Source organism: Thermophagus xiamenensis, from assembly GCF_900112795.1.
Taxonomy (GTDB): domain Bacteria; phylum Bacteroidota; class Bacteroidia; order Bacteroidales; family Marinilabiliaceae; genus Thermophagus; species Thermophagus xiamenensis.
The window spans coordinates 14073-36003 of the sequence record NZ_FONA01000026.1 but is presented as its reverse complement, the minus strand read 5'-3'; the positions used below and the strand labels follow the sequence as shown (position 1 = coordinate 36003).

Here is a 21931-nt window from a genome sequence, read left to right as displayed (position 1 = left end):
AACAAACTTTTTCTTAACCAATAAAATTTTATTTAAATGGCTTTTATATTTTAGCTACCTTATAAAATATTTATTGCCTACAAACATTAACCGATTGTTCTATGAACTATTTAACAAAAAAATATGCTCAAAACGTTTGCTTTCTGGAGCTCAACAGACCCGATAAAAAAAATGCCTTAAACAAGGAGATGATTCGTCAACTGATTGATTTTTTTGAAAACAGCGCAAAGAGCACCCAATTCAGAGTGCTGGTCATTTGGGGCAAAGAGCGTTTTTTCTCTTCAGGTGCCGATCTTCAATGGATGAAAGAAGCGGCCCGACAATCAAAAGAAAAAAATATGGAAGAGGCTGAATTGTTTTACCGCCTCTATTCAACCTTATATCAATATCCCAAGCCGGTAATTTCATGCGTAGAAGGAGGTGCTTACGGCGGTGCTATTGGTTTAATGACTTGTTCCGACATCGCTATTACTACTCCGGAAGCCAAATTTTCTTTTTCGGAAACTAAACTGGGACTGGTACCGGCTATGGTGGCACCATGGATCATAAAAAAAACAGGCATTGCCTTTGCCCGACAGGCATTTCTTTCGGGTTTTACCTTTTCGGGTGAGACTGCCCAGCAACATAATCTTGTACAACTTCTTTTTTCTCATGATGAAATCATTCCAAAAACCAGAGAGTTAGCTGTTCGAATCGCCAATAACAGTCCTAACGCCATTTCTGAAACAAAAAAACTGCTGAACACAATTGATGATAGGATTGTTCCCATTGACGATGATTTGACCCGATATTGTGCATCAATGATTGCCGATGCAAGATCATCATTGGAAGGACAAGAAGGGGTCAATGCCTTTTTTGAAAATCGAAAACCATTTTGGAATAAAAATCATGAATAACCGTAAATTAACCAAAATATTTATTGCCAACAGAGGAGAAATTGCTTATCGCATCATACGCACAGCGTCCCGACTTGGAATTTCTACGGTTTTACCCGTCGTACCGGAAGAGAAAGATACATTACCTGCCCGTGCAGCCGATGAAATTCACGTTCTGGAGAATTCAATTCTTGATGAGACCTATCTTAATGGCAAGGTAATGATAGAGCTTGCCTTAAAATACGGCGCCGACGCTATTCATCCCGGATATGGCTTTTTATCTGAAAATGCTGAATTTGCTCGTTTAGCCGAAAACGCTGGTCTTATATGGATTGGTCCTCCGCCCGATGCCATGGCGCTAATGGGGAATAAATTGTCGGCCAGAAAAGTTGCTCAAAAGGCAGGCATCCCTGTTCCCAAAGGAATTTCCGGAACGAAACAAGAAATTCTAAAAAATCATGATTCTCTTCGCTTCCCGCTACTCATCAAAGCAACGGCAGGGGGCGGCGGTAAAGGAATGAAAATCGCCCACAACAGTGAGCAACTAGAGACCATGCTCGACGATGCGGCCCGCGAAGCCAAAAACTATTTTGGCGACCAGACTATTTATGTTGAAGAGTATATTGACAATCCACGACATATTGAGGTTCAAATTTTCGGTGACCAATATGGAAATGTTGTTCATCTTTTTGAACGTGAATGTTCCATTCAACGACGGTTCCAGAAAATCGTAGAAGAATCGCCCTCAGCCTTTGTGGATGATAATCTAAGAGATAAATTATCGTCCCAGGCGGTTAAACTGGCACAACAAATTAATTACTGCAACGCAGGAACAGTAGAATTCCTCGTCGATTCCAATAAACAACACTATTTTTTAGAGATGAATACAAGGCTTCAGGTTGAACATCCCGTAACCGAAGCCATTACCGGCATCGACCTTGTCGAAGAGCAAATAAAAACAGCCATGGGGCTTCCCCTCTCTTTTATACAAGAAGATGTTAAAGCCCATGGACATGCCATCGAAGCCAGAATATATGCTGAAGATGCTTTAAATAACTTCAGGCCGTCGCCCGGGAAAATCAACTTTGTTAAATGGCCTTCTCCGCAGATGGCACGTACCGATTCTTTTTTTGATTCATCGGTCGAGATACCCTCTTTCTTCGACCCCCTACTGGCCAAAATAACCGTTTGGGGCTTTAACCGAAAAGAAGCTATTGAAAAGTTATCATTAAGTTTAGAACAAACTTCTGTTATAGGTATTACTACCGGATTACCATGGTTACGAAAATTGACAAAAACAGAAGCCTTTGTAACCGGCAATACAACCACTCATTTCACTACAACCTATCAGGATTTATTGCATAAGGCCATACAACCCAATGGGTTGAAAAAAACCGAACTACTCCTGGCCGCTTTCGCTGTCTGGATTATTCATTACCGAAATGAGAATAATGACAACAATATATGGAATAAACTTGGCCACAAACGATGGGGCAACAATTTTGAAGTTACCCTGGCTCACAAAACCTATACCGTCAAAATTAAAGATGGTGTTTACCCCCATTCATTGAAATGGTGTTTAGATAACAACATAATGGATGATATTCATAATATTACATTTTCATCCCATAATTTGCGCTTTTATTTCCGCGAACAATGGGCTCAACTGACCTGGTACTATACCCATCGTAATGAACTTTTATTGGAAGTAGACGGCCACACTTATCGTCTATTTCCCGGATTCCGACTAAACAATATCACAAATAGCAATCAGAAAAACACTGAAAAAAGCAACATCATTAAGGCGCCTATCCCCGGAAAAATATCCAAAATATTAGTAAAAAAAGGAGAATTAGTGAATGAAAGCAGTCCGCTGATGATCCTTGAGGCAATGAAAATGGAAAATACTCTCCAGGCAAAAGCCAGGGGAATGGTAAAGGAAGTGCGTATAAGCGAAGGAGAACAAGTGAAAGCCGGACAGATTTTGGCAGAAATTGACGACAAGACTTGACACCATTAAAAAAACACGGCACCCTCGGAATTCTAAAAAAAATATTATCAAGCTAATCATCGAAAACCTAACAAGCTATAATAAGTTGAAAAGAGCACGCAAATACAATCGTTTATTTTGGCATAACATTAATTCTTAATCGACCACTTTTTGTAACAACATACTCTGTTTTTTATAATTTATTAAATATGATATTGACAACCGAAAAACACGAAAATTACCGAAAACAAATCCGGGCTTTTGCAGAAGAAGTCATCCAACCCGAAGCAGAAAGACTCGACAGGGAAGAACGATTCTCACCTGAACTAACCAAGAAAATGGGAGAAGCAGGTCTCTTTGGGATTACATTACCAAAAAAATATGGAGGACAAGAGCTTGATACTCTGTCTTATATTATTGCGGTAGAAGAGTTGGCACGTGTTGACGCTTCTCAGGCTGCCACTGTTGCTGCCCACAATAGTTTGGGTATTGACCCCATCTATGTATATGGTAGTGAAGAGCAAAAAAATAAATGGTTACCCAAGCTTACCACCGGAGAACATCTTTGGGGTTTCGGATTAACCGAAGAAACCGCCGGATCCGATGCTTTGGGAACAAAAACCAAAGCAGTACGTGAAAAAGATTATTGGGTGCTCAATGGCACCAAACGATTTATCACCAACTCATCCAACGAGCTTACACTGGGGGTCACCATCCAGGCCATGACCACCGACAAAAACGGAAAAGAAAAACTTAGTGCCATTTTGGTAGAAAAAGACCGACCCGGTTTTTATTCGGAACGCATGACCGGTAAAATGATGTGGAGAGCCTCTGACACCGGCCGAATCAAACTGGAAAATTGCAAAGTGCCATATTCCAACCTTCTGGGAAAAGAAGGAATGGGTGCCAGATATATGCTTAAAACTCTCGATGGGGGACGATTATCCATTGCAGCCATGGGAGTAGGTCTTGCCAGGGGCGCTTTTGAACATGCCCTTCAACATGCTCAAACCAGATATCAATTCGGACAGCCCATCTCTAAGTTCCAAAGCATCAGTTTTAAACTGGCTGACATGGACATGAAAATTGAACTGGCCAGAAACACCTTATATAAAGCATGCCTGCTTAAAGACCAGGGAAAATCTTTCACACGCGAAGCAGCCATAGCTAAGCTGTATGCATCGGAAATGGCGCGTGAAATAGCAGATGAGGCGGTCCAAATATTTGGTGGCTCCGGGTTGTTTAAAGATAACCCTGTAGAACGGTTCTATCGTGACCAAAGGTTATTACAGATTGGTGAAGGAACATCCGAAATTCTAAGATATGTCATCGCTCGCCAGTTGGGCATAAAGTAAATTAAATATTATTGTTAGTGAATTATTTTTAGAATGAGCGACCGGAAAAAAGACCACATTGACATGGCCTTGTCGGCCCGAACAGGCAAGCATGAGGCAGATAATCGATTTCATTACGAACCGCTTTTGGCATCCCACCATGATGGACGCTTTGATGCTTTCTCTTTTGCAGGGAAAACCATGACCCTACCCATTTGGGTAAGCAGCATGACCGGCGGAACACGCATGAGTGGAACCATAAACAGGAATCTGGCCCAGGCCTGCGGAGAGTTCGGAATGGGAATGGGTCTGGGCTCCTGCCGTGCCTTACTCGACAATCAGGAACACTGGGACGACTTTAATATTAGAGAATATATGGGCGAGTCTGTACCTTTCTATGCCAATTTAGGAATCGCCCAAATTGAAAAAATTATTGACCAAAAACAGGAACAAAAAGTTGTTGACATGGTCGACCGACTAAAGGCTGACGGACTGATAATTCATGTTAACCCTCTTCAGGAAGCTTTCCAGCCTGAAGGGGACACTATTAGCGTCCCGCCGATCGAAACCATTGAAGCGTTTCTGGAACGTACCAATCTCAGAATCATCGTTAAAGAGGTAGGGCAAGGCATGGGCCCGGAAAGCCTGCGCCGTCTATTGTCGCTACCGTTAGAAGCTATTGAGTTTGGTGCTTTGGGAGGCACCAATTTTACCAAACTTGAAATTAGCCGGATAAAAGACCACCATCCTGAACACTTCGGGCTGTTTGACCCTTTTGGCAAAATTGGTCACACCGCACCGGAAATGACACATTTTGTAAATATCATTGCCGCAAAATATCCGGTGAAATGTCAGCAATTGATCATTTCAGGTGGAATTAACAATGTGGTAGATGGATTTTACCTTACACAAATAAGCTCTTTAAAATCAGTCTTTGGGATGGCTTCGGCTTTTCTTAAGCATGCCATGGACGATTACGAAACTCTGAAAAATTTCGTAATTCAAATAAAAAAAGCGCTGGGAATTGCCAGGCAATACCTGATACCTGTAAGTAACTGTCAAAATCAAAACGACTTGTAGGGGGATACATAAATACTGTGAATATGAGCTCACTAATCAAAGGTTTTTCTAAACTGTCAAGAGAAGAAAAGATTGAAACATTAACTCAAACCTATTCGCTACCGGAAGATTTTTCGGAAAGGCTGGCACACTACCGTCACCCTTCGCAGCAAGAGTTGTTCGATGATTTTTCCGAAAATACCTTGTCTAACTTTTACCTTCCCTTTGGTGTTGCACCCAATTTCAAAATTGATGACCGGTGGTATGTGGTACCCATGGTGGTAGAAGAAAGCTCGGTGGTAGCAGCAGCCAGTCGGGCCGCTGCTTTTTGGGCTCAAAACGGGGGATTTAAAACCACCATCCATGGCACACTAAAAAAAGGACAGATTTGGTTTAAATGGAACGGACCAATAACACAAATCCAAAAACACATTGACACACTGAAGGCCATACTTCTGAAAGCGGTAAAACCCATAACCGAAAATATGGAAAAACGTGGTGGTGGTGTTGAAGCAATATCTATTATACCCCTTGAACAAAAAACTTCACTCTATCAACTGGAAGTGCTATTTGAAACGGCAGACAGCATGGGTGCCAACTTCATCAACTCATGTCTGGAAGAGATGAAAAATCCGCTGCAAGATTTTTTTCAATCACAGGAAACTTTGAAACAACATGGTCACATAGATATCATTATGGCCATCCTATCCAATTATACCACCGGCTGTTTGGTAACAGCCGCTGTTGAATGCCCGGTGTCGGCACTCAAACCTTTTGCCGCCGACCTTTCATCAGAACAATTTGCAGAAAAATTTAAGCTGGCAGTAGACATTGCACGGTTGGACCCCTCTCGTGCCGTAACCCACAACAAAGGTATTTTTAATGGCACCGATGCTGTCGTAATAGCCACCGGCAATGATTTTCGGGCGGTGGAAGCTGCCGGCCACGCCTGGGCAGCAAAAGATGGTCAATACCGGTCGCTTTCACAATGTCATATTACTGACGACAAAATATTCCGGTTGGAACTGACCTTGCCGTTAGCTCTGGGAACCGTAGGCGGGTTAACACGTCTTCATCCTTTGGCAAAACTGGCTATAGAAATGCTTGGCAATCCTTCTGCACGGGAACTAATGAGCATTGCCGCCTCGGCAGGACTGGCCAACAACTTTTCGGCCGTTGCTTCGCTGGTTACAACAGGCATACAAAAAGGACACATGAAACTCCACCTCAGCAATCTACTTAAAACAGAGAATGCTTCGCCGGAAGAAACAGCCGCTGCCGAACAATACTTTAGCAATAAAACCGTATCTGCTAAAGCAGTTAAAGACTTTTTAATGCATTTTCGACAACAAAACAAATCATGAGCTACACCATACGCTCTAACGGGAAACTGCTACTGGCAGGCGAATATTTAGTCCTTTTCGGTGCTACAGGACTGGCAATACCCTTACAAAAGGGACAAACCATGACGTGCCACAATACCGGCGGCGATGACTTGATATGGAAGGCTACTCATATTAACGGCTTGTGGTTTTCAGCTCGTTATTCATCAAACCTTGTCATTAAAGAAACTACCGATGCACCTCTGGCCGAAAAATTAAAAAACATTCTGATAGCAGCCGGAAAGTTAAATAAAAACCCATCTATATTTTCCGGAAAAGAAATAACTACCCATCTGGAATTCCCCCCTATTTGGGGTTGGGGCAGCAGTTCAACATTAATCAACAATCTTGCCCAATGGTTAAATATCGACCCTTACCAACTGCTTTCACTTACCTTTGGCGGTTCCGGTTATGACATTGCCTGTGCTTCGGCCAGGGGACCAATCTTTTTCCAATTACAGAGTAAAGAAAAGCCACTGGTTCAAAACACAATTTTTAATCCCCCTTTTATGGGCCAATTATGGTTAGGTTTTCTTAACAGCAAACAAAACTCTCAAAAAGCTATCAATCAACATCTAAAAAACACTTTACCAGCAAAACAGACCATCGAACAAATTACCCATATTTCTCATCAAATGTCGATAGAACAATCGCCCGAGAACTTTATCGCCCTCATGGAAGAGCATGAATCCATCATTAGCGATGTTATTGGGTGCCCTACCTTAAAACAAAAGTATTTTTCTGATTTTAAAGGAGCAGTAAAATCCCTCGGTGCCTGGGGAGGCGACTTTTTTATGGCACTCTCGCTGATGCCCGATGACAAAACTAAAGAATATTTCAAAGCAAAAGGATTCAATACTTTACTCAAACTTCAAGATATAATAAAACGTTAATATGAATACTTCACAACCAATATATTCTGCCACCTGGCAATCTCCTTCAAACCTTGCCATTGTTAAATACTGGGGAAAAAAAGGCCAGCAACAGCCTATCAACCCATCGGTAAGTTTTTCATTATCCAAGGCAGTAACCACCACAACAGTAGAATTAATTCTCAATGATAATAGAGGTACTTTTTCATTTTATCTTAACAACGAAGAAAAGTTGAGTTTTCGTGATAAGATACAAAGATTTCTGAACCATTTAGGTCACGAAATTCCATTTATTCAACAATATCATTTAAGAATAAATAGTTCCAATACCTTTCCACATAGTTCAGGCATTGCCTCATCGGCCAGTGCCATGTCGGCCCTGGCTTTTTGTCTGGCTGACTTACATCAGCAAGTTAATCCAGAAGAAAAAATTTCCAGACAAACTATATCATCCTGGGCGCGGATAGGCTCTGGCAGTGCCGCACGCTCCGTCTTCGGTGGGTGGAATCTTTGGGGTAAGCTACCCGAGATACCGGAAAGTTCAGATTTTTATGCGATACAATTAACTGACAAGATACACCCGCTTTTTCAAACCATTCAAGACGACATTCTTATCGTTTCCGGCAAACGCAAATCCATCAGCAGTTCGGCCGGCCACGACCTAATGCATGGTCATCCCTATCAACAGGGAAGAATAAAACAAGCACATAACAACACTTTTTTACTACTGCAATATTTGGAAAATGGGGATTGGGAGGGCTTCAGCAACCTCGCCGAAAACGAGGCCTTGTCGTTGCATGCCTTGATGATGAGCAGTAATCCCGCTTACACACTCATGCTGCCCAACTCATTAGCCCTAATAAATAAAATTAAAGCGTTCCGGCAAAAAAGTGGGTTACCTGTTACCTTTACCCTCGACGCAGGACCAAATATTCATTTATTATACCCCCGAGAAGTAAAAAATAAAATTAAGACTTGGGAAGAAGAGGAATTGAAACCATTATGCGAAAACGAAACCATAATTTGTGACCATATCGGGGAAGGCCCTCGAAAAATAAATTAAAAACACACTAATTAAATTTATTTTTTAAATAAAAGTAGAAACCAACCGATTATGCAGACCGAAACAGGAGAGTTATTTTATTCAAAGATTATGCTTTTTGGTGAATATACCATCATCAACGGGTCGATGGGCCTAACCATCCCTTATTCACATTTTAATGGCCAGTTGGCTTTCCCCAACCGCAACAGCTATACCGACCTGGCCTTTGCTCAACGCAGTAACCAACATCTGTACGAATTTTGGTTTTATTTGCATACCCTGGCCACCAACGGTGATTTACTCTGCGATTTCGATACCGACCGTTTAAAATCGGACCTGGACAATGGCCTCTATTTTGAATCAACCATCCCGGAAGGTTATGGATTAGGTAGCAGTGGTGCCCTTGTTGCAGCATTTTTCCAAAAATATGTTAGCAACGCACCCAAACGAAAAGACCTTTTGACCCCTCAAGACATTCGCAAACTCAAAGAACAACTGGCCCAACTGGAAACGTGGTTTCACGGCACAAGTTCGGGTATCGACCCTTTAATCTGTTTCATGAAACATCCTTTATTACTAAGAGACCTCGACCATATCGAACCTGTTGGATTACCCTCGTACCAAGACCTAAAAACCGATGGTATTTTCCTTATCAACAGTGGTAAACCGGGTAAAACTGCCCCCCTGGTCCAGGGATTTATGGAAAAATACAACAATGATAAAGAGTTCTATAAATTTGTAGAACATAAACTAACACCATTAAACAACTCTTGTATTATCAATCTTATTGAAAACAGGAAAGATTATTTTTACTCTGCTTTAAAGGAATTGTCATCCCTGCAGGAACAGAAACTTCAAAAAATGGTTCCCGACTCTGTTCGGGCTCTTTGGCGAAATGGTTTAAAATCTGACAGCTATTATCTTAAGCTCTGTGGTTCGGGCGGAGGTGGTTACGTCCTCGGATTTACCCGCGATTTTCCCAACACCAAAAATATTATCGAAAAGGAGGGTTGGGAAATTATACCGGTTTATCACGACCTGAAAAAACATAATCCCAATACAGTTGTTTAGCATCTGAGGAATTATTCCTATTTGCGTAAAATTGGGTATTTTTGGAAGGAAAATTTATCAATTAGGAAAAAAAAAATCAGGAACTATGCCATTGCTAAAAATCAGTACCAATAAACCGTTTGATGCATCCACACAACAAGCATTTTTGAAGGATGCATCCCAAAAAGTTGCTGAAACACTGCAAAAATCAGAAAAATATGTAATGACCCTGTTTGAGCCTACCGTACCCATGACATTTGGCGGAACAGATGAACCTACAGCCTACCTGGAAATTAAAAGTATAGGTCTGACAACACAGCAGGTCAACCTTTTAACCAAAGAAATTGCCGACCTGGCACATGCTAAACTGGGAATTAATCCGGAGCGTATTTATATTGAATTCGCAGATGCTCCCGCCAACCGGTGGGGTTGGAACAGAACAACTTTTTAAGCCTATATACAAAGCAGGAACACAGAAAACCCGCAACAGGATCTGAACCTATGTTGTGAACTTTTCATTACCTTTGCAAGGCTTGAACCGAGTATGACCATAAAGATTGGTCACAATAAAAAAATGCACAGGCAAAAGGTGGGTTATTAGGTTCTTAAACCATCAAACACTTAGGCTAATAGAAGGTTCATTAAGAATACCTTACCTAATACTCATAAAGCTATGAACTAAAAATTAACAGTTTAGTTCCGGACAGCCAACAAATTAGATAAATTATAAAACAACTTATGTTCCTGTTTGGGGTATTTACAACCGGTTTATCATATTTTCTTATTATCTTTATCTACTTCTTCGGCTTAGGTCATCGAATTCCGGAGCGGATGGGCCGTAAAAAGGAATCCTTTGAACATTTGGTTATTTCAAAACCTCCTTCTGCCACTTTAAAATTCAACCTAAACTCAACAAAAAATAACCTGGCTATTAAATATCGCCCCCCGGTCAATCAAAAGTTTTTTTACACGCAATGCTTTTTCAGCTTCAAGCGGTTAATACTTTTCGTAAAACGGCAATGGCCACAAAACCAAATAAATTATAATTCTTCATTTATTAAAAACGATGCCATCCGACCTCCTCCTTTTGAACACATAGTTGAAGTCTAAAAAGGATAAATTTTACAATGAGTGAAACGAGCATGGCGGCTGTTGCCACAAAAGGACATATATAAAAGACAAAGGCAGAAGTGCACAGGCAGAAGGCAGAAGAAGTCAATAGTCATTAGTGATTAGTCAATAGTCAACAGTCATTAGTGACTAGTGCTGATTAACTAATGACTAAGGACTAACCACTAATGACTACTTTTAAGAAGCAATATATCAATAAAGTAAGGGAAGTTTATACGGATGAAATAAAACGCTGCTTTGCACCAGGGAATAACAATCAATTCCAAACAGGCGATAAAAATCATTTGTAAAATATCATAAAGATTTTGGACTTCCTTATCAAAAATCTCGAAACAAAATACTTGTTTTGTAGTTGTTTTAACATTACATCAAACTAACGGGCGAAGTATCGTAAACAAATACCAACCTTTTGAATTTTATTTTATAGAAAAAAACATTTCTATTTGAATAACTTTTGCCAACAATACGTTTCTTTGATAAGCTTTAACAACCTGAAATATTCATTTTTGAACCTATAAAAGATATTTTAAACAATGATAGCTCAAAAATTACTGGACAAATATAACCTGCCCTTACCACGGTATACCAGCTATCCGCCGGCAACCTTTTTCCATGAAAAATTTAACGGTAAAGATTTCATTGAGGCCATTGAAGAGTCGAATCATCATCATCCTCAGGCGGTATCTCTCTATTTGCATATTCCCTTTTGTTCCAAGTTATGTTTCTATTGTGGCTGTACCACACATATTTCACGAAACAACGAACTCTATAATCAATATATTGATGCACTAATAAAAGAGATTGATTTAATTGCCGAAAGGATAGATTCATCCCGCCTTGTCACCCAGGTACACTGGGGCGGCGGAACACCCAATGCATTGACCATTGGCCAAATAGAAAAAATCATGGATGCCATTTATGGTCACTTTAAATTTTCCGAACACGCCGAAATAGCCATGGAATGTAACCCTGCCTACCTGTCTGTTGAATACATCGACCGTTTATTAAAGATGGGATTTAACCGCATCAGTTTAGGCATTCAGGATTTTAACAAAAAGATTTTGCTTACGGTTAATCGTGACCCGTCGGCAATGCCGGTTAAAGACATCATTGCTCAATTGCATGAGGGGGGTGCTTCGGCTAATCTCGACTTTATCTACGGTCTTCCATACCAAACACCCGAATCGTTTGCTCAAACCATTCAACATGCCATAGATGCACACCCCGACCGCATTGTTACCTTCTCATATGCGCACGTGCCCTGGGTGAAAAGTCATCAGAAAACCCTCGAAAAAAATGGCATCCCCGGACCAGAGGATAAGATGAAGATGTTTTGGAATGCGCGCCGGGAAATGATAATGGCAGGTTATATTCCTATTGGGATGGACCATTTTGCACTGCCCAACGACCCATTAACCATTGCTCTGAACAATAAAACCTTACACCGAAACTTCCAGGGTTATTGCACCAAAGAGACTACTGGTCAGGTTTATGCCTTTGGTATGTCGGCCATCAGCCAGCTTCACAATGCTTATGCCCAAAATACCAAAGACATCCCTCACTATATTAATGCAGTAAACAAAGGTGAAATTCCTGTTGTTAAAGGATATCAAACCGACTCGACTGATATTGCTGTACGTGAAGTAATTAATCAGATAATGTGCAACAACTATCTCAACTGGCATGAAACAGCCGGGCGCCTAAACATGGAAGACAATCAGCTCAAAGCAATCACAGGTTTCGATATCCAACGACTAAAAGCTTTGGCAGAAGACGGACTTGTACAGTTCAATGACAAAGAAATCATCGTTACCGAAACCGGGCGATTTCTCATCAGAAACATTGCTGCCTTATTCGACCCGAAACTCAAAACTGCACAAAAACGTTTTTCCAAAACAATTTAATCCTTTTATTAGTTAGTGTATATGGAATCTGAAGTTTTTTGATGCACACGGTACAAATAGGTTTGTGTTCACTGAAGTTAAATTTGTGGCTTTAAAATACCAGATGCTTAGCATTTGACAACCAGCCACAAACATTGAACTGTAAACTATTGACCACAGACTTTGAACCATTGACTATAAACCATCTAAAACTACAATGAGAAAAGCAGTCATTATAGGTGCAGGCCTTACGGGGCTCACTACCGCATGGAATTTAAAAAAATTGGGATGGGAAGTTCTCATTCTTGAAAAAAATAATAGAACAGGAGGGGCAATCCATACTCATCGTGAAGAAGGTTTCACCTTTGAGAGCGGCCCTAACACAGGTGTAATCTCTCATCCCGAAGTAGCTGAACTTTTTGAAGAACTATACCCTGAAATAACAGTTGAACCCGCAAACGAAGAAGCAAAAAGAAGGTTAATCTGGAAAAACGGCCGATGGCATGACTTACCTGCAGGCATGAAAGATGGAATTACAACACCTCTGTTCTCATGGAAAGATAAACTGAGACTGTTGGCTGAGCCATTTCGCAAACCCGGGAATGACCCCGATGAAACACTCGACCATCTGGTAATGCGCCGCATGGGTAAATCGTTCCTCGAATACGCCGTCGACCCTTTTATCCTGGGCATTTATGCAGGAAACCCGTCAATGCTGGTCACTCGTTATGCCCTACCAAAACTTTACAATTTAGAGCAAAAATACGGTAGTTTTATTAAAGGAAGCATAAAAAAACAACTCGAATTAAAACGCGAAAAAAAAGAAAATCCGGAACTCTACCATTATCACAAAAAAGCCACCCGCGAAATGTTTTCCATGTCGGGAGGTCTCGATAAATTAATATCTGCCCTAACCAATAAATTTTCAGCCGACGAAATTCAGTTGGAATGTCAAAATACAAGAGTTTGTCCCGTCAATGGACGATATGTTGTCCGATACCATCAATTAGGTGAAGCAAAAACCATTGAAAGCGATGCAGTCATCACAACCACAGGTGCCCACGAGGTACCTTCTATCCTACCCTTCTTACGTGATGACGAAAAACAAAAAATTAACAATCTGATATATGCCCGGGTTGTACAGGTGGCAGTAGGGTACAATGAATGGCGAGGAATACCTCTAAAAGCTTTCGGTGGATTAGTGCCCTCTAAAGAAAAACGAGATATACTGGGCGTTCTTTTCCTCTCGGCATTCCTTAAGGATAGAGCCCCCGAAAAAGGTGCTCTTTTATCGGTTTTCCTTGGGGGCGTACTTAAGCCGGATATGATTGAACGTTCCGATGACGATATCCGTAAAATTGTCTTGTCTGAACTCAAAAAAATGATGATGGTGCCGGACTGTGAACCAGACCTATTGCGCATCTTTCGGCATCACCATGCCATACCCCAATACAGTAAAGAAACAGGCGAGAGACTGGATATTGTTAATACCATTCAACAACAGTTTCCGGGATTACTCATTGGCGGTAACCTTCGCGATGGCATTGGAATGGCCGACCGTATACGACAGGGTGTTACTATGGCTAATCAGTTAAATGAACTTTTTTCCAAAAATCAATAACCTGAAAGCCAAGCAATATCGATTCATGCAATAAATTCAATTAATATTTTTTGCAAAAAACGTTTTGTGATTTCGATAAAACACCTAATTTTGCAACCGCTTTGAGAGAGAAACAAACGGTCTCTTAAACTTCAAAGCTACCATAATTGTTTTATGGTTTTGGAGAGATGGCAGAGTGGTCGAATGCGGCGGTCTTGAAAACCGTTGACCTTCACGGGTCCGGGGGTTCGAATCCCTCTCTCTCCGCCGGTAAAGTCAAAAAAGCCTGTAAGTCAAAGCTTACAGGCTTTTTTTGTTTGTTAAAACTAGAATGTTTCTATGGGTTTTATGTTAATTTGGCCGCCAATGGCCTTTAAAACTTTCATGAAACCCATCACCATGGGCGATAATTTCTTAATCAACAACCCACCATTGCAGGATAATTAATTGCAATGAAATACTTTTTACTCCTTATCAATCTCTTCAGCAACAGAATTTATAAATTTGGCCACAGCGAAATGGCGTTCGTTACTATCAGCTTCGGGCCAGGCACTATTGATGGCAATCACAAGTTTTCTGGAAGGGTCGATATAAATTTTTTGTCCGTGAATGCCCAAAGCTTCGAAACTATGGTTATTAAAGATCCACCACCCATATCCATAACCTCCGCCCGGCCATAATGGTATTTGTATTTTGGTTGCTTCCTGAAACCAGTTGTCAGGGACAATGGATTCATCGTTAATGTATCCATCTTCAAGTACAAATTGACCGAACCTGCCAAAATCACGAAGCCGCATTTGAAGGCAACAACCCGCCAACTCTTGGCCGGTACGGTCCACTCGCCAGGTGGCAGTATGTTCCATTCCATAAGGGATCCATATTTTAGTAGAAAGATAGTGCGCTAAGCTTTGTTTGGTGGCCGCACTGATAAGTGTTCCTAAAAGATGTGTTTCACCGGTACTATAGTTAAACTTCGTACCGGGTTCAGCTTCGGCCGGCAAACGCCGCATATAGCTTACAATAGCTTTCATGCCATCTGCAGTGGTGTCATTATCAAATCGGGCAATATCAGAATTGGGATCGGTGTAATTCTCATTCCACTTTATACCGGAAGTCATGGTAAGAAGATGGCGGATTTTCACGCTATCGAAAGCACTCCCTTTAAGATCGGGAAGATAATCCGTCACATAATCGTCAATGCTCTTGATATATCCATCCTTGATGGCCACACCCACAAGGGTGCTGGTTACCGATTTGGCAACAGATAATGAGGACCACAAACTTGTATCGGTATGACCTAAAGCATAGCGTTCCAATCGAATTTTACCATCGTGAATAACCAAAAGGCCGGCTACTTTCTGGTTCCTAATAAAATCGTCCAATTCTTTTTCTTTGTCGCCACCGGGACTGAATGCAGCGAGCGGTGATCCTTCCGAAAGTTCTTTAATTTTATCTCCTCTAGGCACTTGTCGCTCTGTCGGATGCCATTGGGATGACTTTTGTGAAATTGAATCTGCTTTAGAAGCGTTCCCTGCAAAGGAACGATAACCGAAAGACAACATGAATGTTAAACATATAACGGAAAGAACTTGGGAAGTTATAAATACTCGCATAGATTTTGTTTTATATTTACTGTAATTATTGAATTGTAATACCCTAACAACCAACCATAAAATCTTGTAACAATCTTCTCAATTGTTATAAGCAATTCATGGGACAATTTACCCTTTAATTTCATAAAGTACAATAAATTTCTGAGATATGCGGTAAAGGAATATGACCTAAAAGTCTATTTTTCAAGTAGGACTATTCGCTTTATAGAATGAAACGAGGATGACCAAGAAAGTTTGACACAATAAGAACATGAATAAACTTAAGCCATGCGAATTCCATCCGGCCAATAACTTAGATAAATTTTATACGGATGAAACGAGCATGACCAAACTACCACTACTTTAAGTCCAATTTACTACCTTTGCGGCTTAAAGGAATATTCAATGGAATGAGAATAGTTGTTTTCTCAATCTCAAAATCAGAAGGCAGAAGAGTATTTTAGTGGTTAGTGCAAAGTCAGTGCCAGGTAGTAAATTGGTGTTGATTACACCACAAACTGAGAACTAAGACTAAGCTATATGCGTTATCCTTCTGGTCCTTTAAACAAAAAATTTAAGTAAAATTTCTACGAATGCATCAACCAGGAAATACCCGAGTTATAATATTTGACATGGACGGCGTGTTGTACGACAGCATGAAGTACCACGCCGACACATGGGTGGCCGCCTTCAAAAAATATGGATTTGATTTCCCTCGAATTGAAGCCTATACCAATGAAGGAAGTACCGGTGATTTTACCATAAAAAAGGCGATACGAGAATTAGCCGGTCGTGATGCCACACCTCAGGAGATAGAAGGGATATATGCAGAAAAGACTCATTTGATGAATAGCTTAAAACCGGCACCGATGATTCCCGGTATGCAGTCCTTAATTCGGACTTTGCGTTCCAGGGGATTACAAATTATGGTTGTAACAGGTTCTAGGCAACCGGCACTGCTGGACCGTTTGAAACATGACTATGGTGTGGAAAAACATCAAATGATCACAGGATGGGATGTCAAGCGCGGAAAACCTGACCCCGAACCTTATGAGATGGCCTTAAAAAAGGGCGGATTTCATCCCGATGAAGCTATAGTCATTGAGAATGCGCCTTTGGGCATTCAATCGGCTGTTGCGGCAGGCATTTATACCCTTGCCATCAATACGGGGCCTTTAAGTGAGGATATTTTATCAGAGGCTGGTGCCGCCAAAGTATTTTCAACCACCGAAGAACTGCGACACTTTCTTGAAAGAATTACAAAATAGCTGCAAAATCGTTTGAGATGTAATTATCCATCGACAAGCAAACTTCGGTAGAAAAAGCAACGGCACCTTTAATGATTGCTTTCCATTCGTCTGAATTATCCGGAAGCCGGTGCTGTTTCACCAATCCATGAGCAAGGCCGGCATTAAAATTATCTCCTGCACCAATGGTACTTACCGGCTCAATAGGCTCAGCAGCAACATAACAGGAATTATTCTGTATCAGAGCATATACGCCATGGGCATTGGCCGTAACGATGGCATCAGCACCGAAAGATTGAATTTTACTTAAAACCTCATCGATGGTGATTCCACCATAAATAGTTTCAAAATCTTCATCACTGCCTCTAACCAGATGGGCTATTGAAAAATTCTCTTCAATAATAGGCCTGTAAATTTCAATACCATCGATATGGTTTTTCCGAAAATTTGGATCATAAATGAGATAGACACCACTATTTTTTGCTAAGGTAAGCAGTTCCTTTACTTTGGGTCGCAAAACCGGATTTACAGAGAAAAAAGAACCGAATAACAAGATATCACCTGACTTAAAATCGGGTGCTTCTATTTGAAACCTGTCATCCGGAAAATCCTTATACACCTGATACCTGGCATTATTATCCTTATCCAGGAAGGCCAGGGCCACAGGGGTTTTCCCCGTTGAAAAACGATGTATCCACCGAGTACCGACCCCATTATCTTCCAGGAATCGCATGATACGGTTTCCCACACTGTCGACACCTATTTCACTAATAAGCTCGACGTGATGACCCGCTCTGGCCAAAGATATTAAAGCATTAAAGGCTGATCCGCCGGGCTGACTCGACACCGGCCGACCATCCTTAAATACAATGTCCAGAACCGTTTCGCCCAGACCAAATATACGTGCCATGAAATTTATTTTACCAACTTAGAAATGGCTTTAAACTGCTCGTTTCCGGCTACCCTGCACAATTCAAACAACAATGACTCAGCGCTGGTAACAGTTATTCCCTCTTGCAGAAGACGATTTATGGCAATTCGTTTGTTCTCCGGATTCCGGGACCCAACGCAATCCTCAACAATTACCGGTCTATAACCTCTCTCTTTAAGGTCTATTGCTGTTTGCAACAAACAGATATGGGATTCAATACCGGCCAAAATAACATATCTTTTTGTAGAAGTTTCAATATGCTCTATAATTGCCGGATCGTCACAACAACTAAACGACAACTTTTCAAAGTGGATATCTTGTTTCACCAGAGCTTCGAGTGACGGAACGGTTGGGCCCAGTCCCTTTTTATATTGCTCCGTCACAACAAAAGGAACTTCCAAAATTTTAAGCCCTTCGACCAAAATCTTTAAATTCTTTTCCAGCAGTTCGCGCTCATAAATGTGTGGAAATAATCTTTCCTGAACATCCACAACCATAGCAATTGTCTGGTCTTTTAATATTCGCATATGAGATCAGTTTTTAGTTTAAAGTTAATCCTCGCATGGATTTCTGCTATCTGGTCAAGTTACAACCCTAAAATAATTTAAGCGTTAAATAAAGCAATGAACATGATAGCCGGTCTGCCTATTTAGTCAATCCGGCAGCTTTCCGAGACTTATCTCCCAGATAACCTCCGTGATGCCGCAGTGCATAATCATGATTGGTAAATCCAATACGTTTCATCATCAAAACCACTAACACATCACCAATTACGGTCATTGTAGTGGTCGAAGTTGTCGGTGTTAATCCCAAAGCACATACTTCAGGCGGGTTACCGGTAAAAATACATGCCGAAGCTTCGGCCGCCAGTATAGAATCTTTATTTCCCGTGATAACGATAAATTGAATACCGGGTCTTAATCTACGTGCCAACTCTACCAGTTCAAGGATTTCTCTGGTTTTTCCGGAATTGGAGATCAGCAACATGATATCGTTTTCTTGCACCACGCCTAAATCACCATGTTGTGCTTCGCTGGGATGCAGAAAAACTGAAGGGGTCCCCGTACTGCTAAAAGTTGTGGCCATATTAACCGCAATTTGCCCGGCTTTACCCATCCCACTGGTTATCAATTTGCCTTTTCGATTATGCACATATTCAAAAATCAGGTCAAGGGCTTTTTCAAACTCTTCGGTAACGGGAATAGAACCAATAGCCTTGGCTTCTGCATTTAATAACAACTGTATTTCCTCTTTATACATTATAGATTTTTTTATTTGAGTAAAGTTCAGGAAGAACATGTCTTCCTTCAAAATTCAAAGTAAAAATAGGAAAAAGTAAACTTATATTTTAAAAATATGAATTACTCCAGATAAATTGCTTTCCGGGTTTTGGGCAAAACTTCTCCAATGATAGCTGAATTTTGAAGGCCGGGCAAGGATTTCAGTTCATTAAGAACCCTCTGAGCTTTTTCAGCAGGAACACAAATTAAAAGGCCTCCGGAAGTCTGGGCATCGGTAGCCACCATTTTCAGGTGGGGTTCTACCTTTTGTGCTACATGCAAAGAAGGTTGAACAAAATTCAGATTTCGGAAGGCTGCACCCGGTATACAGCCATCATAAGCCAATTGTTCTGCCTGAGAAACAACAGGTAAATCACGACTTTTAATAGCAAGGCTCACGCCACTGGCATCAGCCATTTTCAGTGCATGTCCTAACAGTCCGAAGCCGGTAACATCTGTGGCACATTTAACACCATGTTTGACCATGATATCTCGTGCCGTTTTATTCAATAGCTTCATTTGGTTTAAAACTTCACGATAAGCCTCCTCACGCACTATTTTAAGCCGCTGTGCAGCCACTAAAATACCCACACCCAAAGGTTTGGTGAGTATTAGAATGTCGCCCGGTTGAGCCGCAGCATTGGTGATCAATTTTTCCGGATGGATGGTCCCCACTACCGCCAAACCATATTTGGGCGGATGATCTTCAATGGTATGACCACCTACCATTAAAGCACCTGCCTCTTTTACTTTATCATATCCCCCCCGCAGAATACGCTCAAAAACTGACAGAGGCATCTTTGCCGATGAAAACATGAGAAGATTAAGCGCCAACAAAGGTGTCCCGCCCATAGCATAAACATCACTTAAGGCATTGGTAGCAGCAATTTCTCCAAACTCGTATGGATCGGAACATATGGGTGGGAAAAAATCGGTAGTAAATATCAGAGCCGTTTCATCATTAAGCTTATATACTCCGGCATCATCATGGGTCTCAATATCTACCAATAGATTAGGGTCATTTATTGGCGGTAGTTTTGCCAAAATACCTGCCAGCTCACCCGGCGGCAATTTGGCAGAACACCCTCCATATTCAACGGTCGATAGCAAATCAAAATCTTCACTGTCCATTAGCCTAAAATTTATCTAAATTATTGTTCGAATGGAATTTAATACTAGTCATTAGTGGTTAGTCAATAGTAATTAGTGTTTTGTGGTTAGTCAATAGTCACTAGTGGTTAGTCCATTGGCACTCAAGACTAGTAACTAAAAACTAACCACTAATGACTAATGACTAATCACTAATGACTAACCTTCATGATATACCTCAAAAGGTATACTGTTTTTTTCAAAGAGTTCCACACATTTGTCTACATCACCTGATTCTACTAACAGACACATCCCACACTCGGAAGAAATATGTTCCGGCACCGGGATTACTCTGCTCTGAATGCCGATATTGCTGCAAATTTTTTCGGCCTTCATTACTTTGTGAACATTTGGAAACAAATACAACTGCATAAAAGCTCTATTATTATGTCAATATCTCTTCAATAACTTGAGCAAGGCTCTCCAAATCATCATTGGTATGCCAGGGCGACAAGGCAAACCGTGCCGTACCCGAAGGAAAAGTCCGTAAAGATTGATGTGCTAACGGGGCGCAATGAAGTCCTGAGCGAATCTCTATTCGGTATCGGTCGTATAACCGTCTGGCAATAGTTGACGGGGGAACGGAACCATGAGCTATGGAAAACACTGAGCCTTGATGCTCAAAATGGTCGGCCGCCAGTAATTTAAGTCCTTTAATGCGCCTTATACGGTGAAGTATTTCGTTAAAGAAGTCATTGGTCCAAAGCGTATCAGGTTTATTTTGAAGGGCCGCCAGTAGTCCTGCTATCCCAACCGTATTGGGTGTGCCGGCTTCATATTTGTCGGGAACAAAACCGGGCATTTCAAAACTTTCGGAACGACTGCCGGTACCTCCATAAATAAAAGGGTCGAGCATTTCCGGATTTCTCACGAAGAAACCGCCAGTTCCGGCAGGTCCCAAAAGACCTTTGTGCCCGGTAAAGGCAATAAAATCAACGCCCCATTTGTCGCCTTCCACAGGAACACCCCCCAACGATTGTGTTACATCAATGGCAAAGGGTATTGAACCAATATATGACCGAATCTCTTCTACCGGTTGAATTACACCATTTACATTACTCTGGTGGTTCACAATAACAAGCCTACAGGAAGGGGTAAGAACTTCAGGAATTTTTTCCGGAATAATCCGTCCATCTTTGCCTGCCGGTAATAATTTCCACTTAATATTTTTTGTTTGGGACAGACGCTGTAAAGGCCGCATCACAGCATTGTGCTCCAGAGGTGAAATCAGCACCTCACCCCCGGATAAGTTCAATCCGTTAATTATGGTATTCAAGGCATAAGTGGCATTTGTGGTAAAAGCAATATTACCTGCTTCGGCCACACCCAACACATCCGCCATGGTATTTCGACACTCTTCAATTATTCTGGATGTTTGGAATACACGACCATAGGCTGCCCGGCCATAAGTACCACCAATCTGATGGATGAAATGCTTCATCGCATCCCCCACTTCCGCCGGTTTTGGCCAGCTTGTACTGGCATTATCAAAATATGTATTACTAAATTCCATC

At 41.3% G+C, this 21931-nt stretch carries 19 protein-coding genes and 1 tRNA gene; 13 read left to right on the top strand and 7 right to left on the bottom strand.

Annotated elements, in window-relative coordinates; translation table 11 throughout:
- Positions 1-101: 101 nt before the first annotated feature.
- From BM130_RS13815 to BM130_RS13755, 12 genes are all read left to right on the top strand, one after another.
- Complete coding sequence (locus BM130_RS13815; RefSeq protein WP_010528015.1) at positions 102-896, top strand: enoyl-CoA hydratase/isomerase family protein; 795 nt, start codon at positions 102-104, stop codon at positions 894-896.
- Positions 889-2886: an acetyl/propionyl/methylcrotonyl-CoA carboxylase subunit alpha gene (locus BM130_RS13810; protein WP_010528016.1), complete on the top strand. Its 1998-nt coding sequence runs from the start codon at positions 889-891 to the stop codon at positions 2884-2886. Before BM130_RS13815 ends, BM130_RS13810 begins: the two co-directional genes overlap by 8 nt.
- 188 nt (positions 2887-3074) lie before the next feature.
- Entirely contained in the window at positions 3075-4220 is a 1146-nt protein-coding gene (locus BM130_RS13805; RefSeq protein WP_010528017.1) for an acyl-CoA dehydrogenase family protein, read from the top strand.
- 33 nt (positions 4221-4253) lie between these two features.
- Entirely contained in the window at positions 4254-5279 is a 1026-nt protein-coding gene (locus BM130_RS13800; protein ID WP_010528018.1) for a beta/alpha barrel domain-containing protein, read from the top strand.
- 23 nt (positions 5280-5302) lie between these two features.
- Positions 5303-6622 (top strand): hydroxymethylglutaryl-CoA reductase, encoded by a 1320-nt coding sequence (locus tag BM130_RS13795; protein WP_010528019.1) that lies wholly within the window; start codon positions 5303-5305, stop codon positions 6620-6622.
- Positions 6619-7533 carry a GYDIA family GHMP kinase gene (locus BM130_RS13790; protein ID WP_010528020.1) on the top strand — a complete coding sequence of 305 codons (915 nt, stop codon included), beginning with the start codon at positions 6619-6621 and terminating at the stop codon, positions 7531-7533. Before BM130_RS13795 ends, BM130_RS13790 begins: the two co-directional genes overlap by 4 nt.
- A 1-nt stretch (position 7534) precedes the next feature.
- On the top strand, positions 7535-8575 hold the full coding sequence (mvaD, locus tag BM130_RS13785) for a diphosphomevalonate decarboxylase (RefSeq protein WP_010528021.1): 1041 nt from the start codon (positions 7535-7537) through the stop codon (positions 8573-8575).
- A 51-nt stretch (positions 8576-8626) separates the two neighbouring features.
- A complete protein-coding gene (locus tag BM130_RS13780) occupies positions 8627-9625 on the top strand; it encodes a mevalonate kinase family protein (RefSeq protein WP_010528022.1) in 999 nt (332 codons plus the stop codon).
- A gap of 85 nt (positions 9626-9710) precedes the next feature.
- A complete protein-coding gene (locus tag BM130_RS13775) occupies positions 9711-10055 on the top strand; it encodes a phenylpyruvate tautomerase MIF-related protein (protein WP_010528023.1) in 345 nt (114 codons plus the stop codon).
- Between the two features lie 1213 nt (positions 10056-11268).
- Positions 11269-12639: an oxygen-independent coproporphyrinogen III oxidase gene (hemN, locus tag BM130_RS13765; protein ID WP_010528025.1), complete on the top strand. Its 1371-nt coding sequence runs from the start codon at positions 11269-11271 to the stop codon at positions 12637-12639.
- A gap of 196 nt (positions 12640-12835) precedes the next feature.
- Positions 12836-14239: a protoporphyrinogen oxidase gene (hemG, locus tag BM130_RS13760; RefSeq protein WP_010528026.1), complete on the top strand. Its 1404-nt coding sequence runs from the start codon at positions 12836-12838 to the stop codon at positions 14237-14239.
- Positions 14240-14400: 161 nt separating this feature from the next.
- A tRNA-Ser gene (locus BM130_RS13755) sits at positions 14401-14485 on the top strand.
- 197 nt (positions 14486-14682) lie between these two features.
- On the opposite strand, the gene BM130_RS13750 is transcribed toward BM130_RS13755, so the two are convergent.
- Positions 14683-15831, bottom strand: coding sequence for a serine hydrolase domain-containing protein (locus BM130_RS13750; protein WP_138956907.1), 1149 nt, complete (start codon positions 15829-15831; stop codon positions 14683-14685).
- A 572-nt stretch (positions 15832-16403) separates the two neighbouring features.
- On the opposite strand from BM130_RS13750, the gene BM130_RS13745 reads away from it, so the two are divergent.
- A complete protein-coding gene (locus BM130_RS13745) occupies positions 16404-17078 on the top strand; it encodes an inorganic diphosphatase (protein ID WP_010528028.1) in 675 nt (224 codons plus the stop codon).
- Here the strand turns inward: BM130_RS13745 and BM130_RS13740 are convergent.
- From BM130_RS13740 to BM130_RS13715, 6 genes are all read right to left on the bottom strand, one after another.
- Positions 17068-17967: a PfkB family carbohydrate kinase gene (locus BM130_RS13740; protein ID WP_010528029.1), complete on the bottom strand. Its 900-nt coding sequence runs from the start codon at positions 17965-17967 to the stop codon at positions 17068-17070. The two genes, BM130_RS13745 and BM130_RS13740, sit on opposite strands and share 11 nt — an antisense overlap.
- A gap of 5 nt (positions 17968-17972) precedes the next feature.
- Positions 17973-18515, bottom strand: a complete 543-nt coding sequence (locus BM130_RS13735) for an isochorismatase family protein (protein ID WP_010528030.1) — start codon at positions 18513-18515, stop codon at positions 17973-17975.
- 118 nt (positions 18516-18633) lie between these two features.
- Positions 18634-19248 (bottom strand): SIS domain-containing protein, encoded by a 615-nt coding sequence (locus BM130_RS13730; RefSeq protein WP_010528031.1) that lies wholly within the window; start codon positions 19246-19248, stop codon positions 18634-18636.
- A 101-nt stretch (positions 19249-19349) separates the two neighbouring features.
- The gene (selD, locus tag BM130_RS13725) at positions 19350-20399 is read right to left on the bottom strand and encodes a selenide, water dikinase SelD (protein WP_010528032.1); all 1050 of its coding nucleotides are present in this window, start codon (positions 20397-20399) and stop codon (positions 19350-19352) included.
- 177 nt (positions 20400-20576) lie between these two features.
- On the bottom strand, positions 20577-20789 hold the full coding sequence (locus tag BM130_RS13720) for a putative Se/S carrier protein (protein WP_010528033.1): 213 nt from the start codon (positions 20787-20789) through the stop codon (positions 20577-20579).
- Between the two features lie 13 nt (positions 20790-20802).
- A complete protein-coding gene (locus BM130_RS13715) occupies positions 20803-21930 on the bottom strand; it encodes an aminotransferase class V-fold PLP-dependent enzyme (protein ID WP_010528034.1) in 1128 nt (375 codons plus the stop codon).
- Position 21931: the final 1 nt, after the last annotated feature.

Bases quoted from the DNA above. Each gene is read 5' to 3' on its own strand.
- BM130_RS13720 (WP_010528033.1), bottom strand. From the start codon at position 20,789: ATGCAGTTGTATTTGTTTCCAAATGTTCACAAAGTAATGAAGGCCGAA.
- BM130_RS13780 (WP_010528022.1), top strand. From the start codon at position 8,627: ATGCAGACCGAAACAGGAGAGTTATTTTATTCAAAGATTATGCTTTTT.
- mvaD (WP_010528021.1), top strand. From the start codon at position 7,535: ATGAATACTTCACAACCAATATATTCTGCCACCTGGCAATCTCCTTCA.
- BM130_RS13810 (WP_010528016.1), top strand. From the start codon at position 889: ATGAATAACCGTAAATTAACCAAAATATTTATTGCCAACAGAGGAGAA.
- BM130_RS13790 (WP_010528020.1), top strand. From the start codon at position 6,619: ATGAGCTACACCATACGCTCTAACGGGAAACTGCTACTGGCAGGCGAA.
- BM130_RS13775 (WP_010528023.1), top strand. From the start codon at position 9,711: ATGCCATTGCTAAAAATCAGTACCAATAAACCGTTTGATGCATCCACA.
- BM130_RS13805 (WP_010528017.1), top strand. From the start codon at position 3,075: ATGATATTGACAACCGAAAAACACGAAAATTACCGAAAACAAATCCGG.
- hemN (WP_010528025.1), top strand. From the start codon at position 11,269: ATGATAGCTCAAAAATTACTGGACAAATATAACCTGCCCTTACCACGG.
- BM130_RS13730 (WP_010528031.1), bottom strand. From the start codon at position 19,248: ATGTATAAAGAGGAAATACAGTTGTTATTAAATGCAGAAGCCAAGGCT.
- BM130_RS13795 (WP_010528019.1), top strand. From the start codon at position 5,303: ATGAGCTCACTAATCAAAGGTTTTTCTAAACTGTCAAGAGAAGAAAAG.
- BM130_RS13750 (WP_138956907.1), bottom strand. From the start codon at position 15,831: ATGCGAGTATTTATAACTTCCCAAGTTCTTTCCGTTATATGTTTAACA.
- BM130_RS13735 (WP_010528030.1), bottom strand. From the start codon at position 18,515: ATGCGAATATTAAAAGACCAGACAATTGCTATGGTTGTGGATGTTCAG.
- BM130_RS13745 (WP_010528028.1), top strand. From the start codon at position 16,404: ATGCATCAACCAGGAAATACCCGAGTTATAATATTTGACATGGACGGC.
- selD (WP_010528032.1), bottom strand. From the start codon at position 20,399: ATGGACAGTGAAGATTTTGATTTGCTATCGACCGTTGAATATGGAGGG.
- BM130_RS13740 (WP_010528029.1), bottom strand. From the start codon at position 17,967: ATGGCACGTATATTTGGTCTGGGCGAAACGGTTCTGGACATTGTATTT.
- BM130_RS13815 (WP_010528015.1), top strand. From the start codon at position 102: ATGAACTATTTAACAAAAAAATATGCTCAAAACGTTTGCTTTCTGGAG.
- BM130_RS13715 (WP_010528034.1), bottom strand. From the start codon at position 21,930: ATGGAATTTAGTAATACATATTTTGATAATGCCAGTACAAGCTGGCCA.
- BM130_RS13800 (WP_010528018.1), top strand. From the start codon at position 4,254: ATGAGCGACCGGAAAAAAGACCACATTGACATGGCCTTGTCGGCCCGA.
- hemG (WP_010528026.1), top strand. From the start codon at position 12,836: ATGAGAAAAGCAGTCATTATAGGTGCAGGCCTTACGGGGCTCACTACC.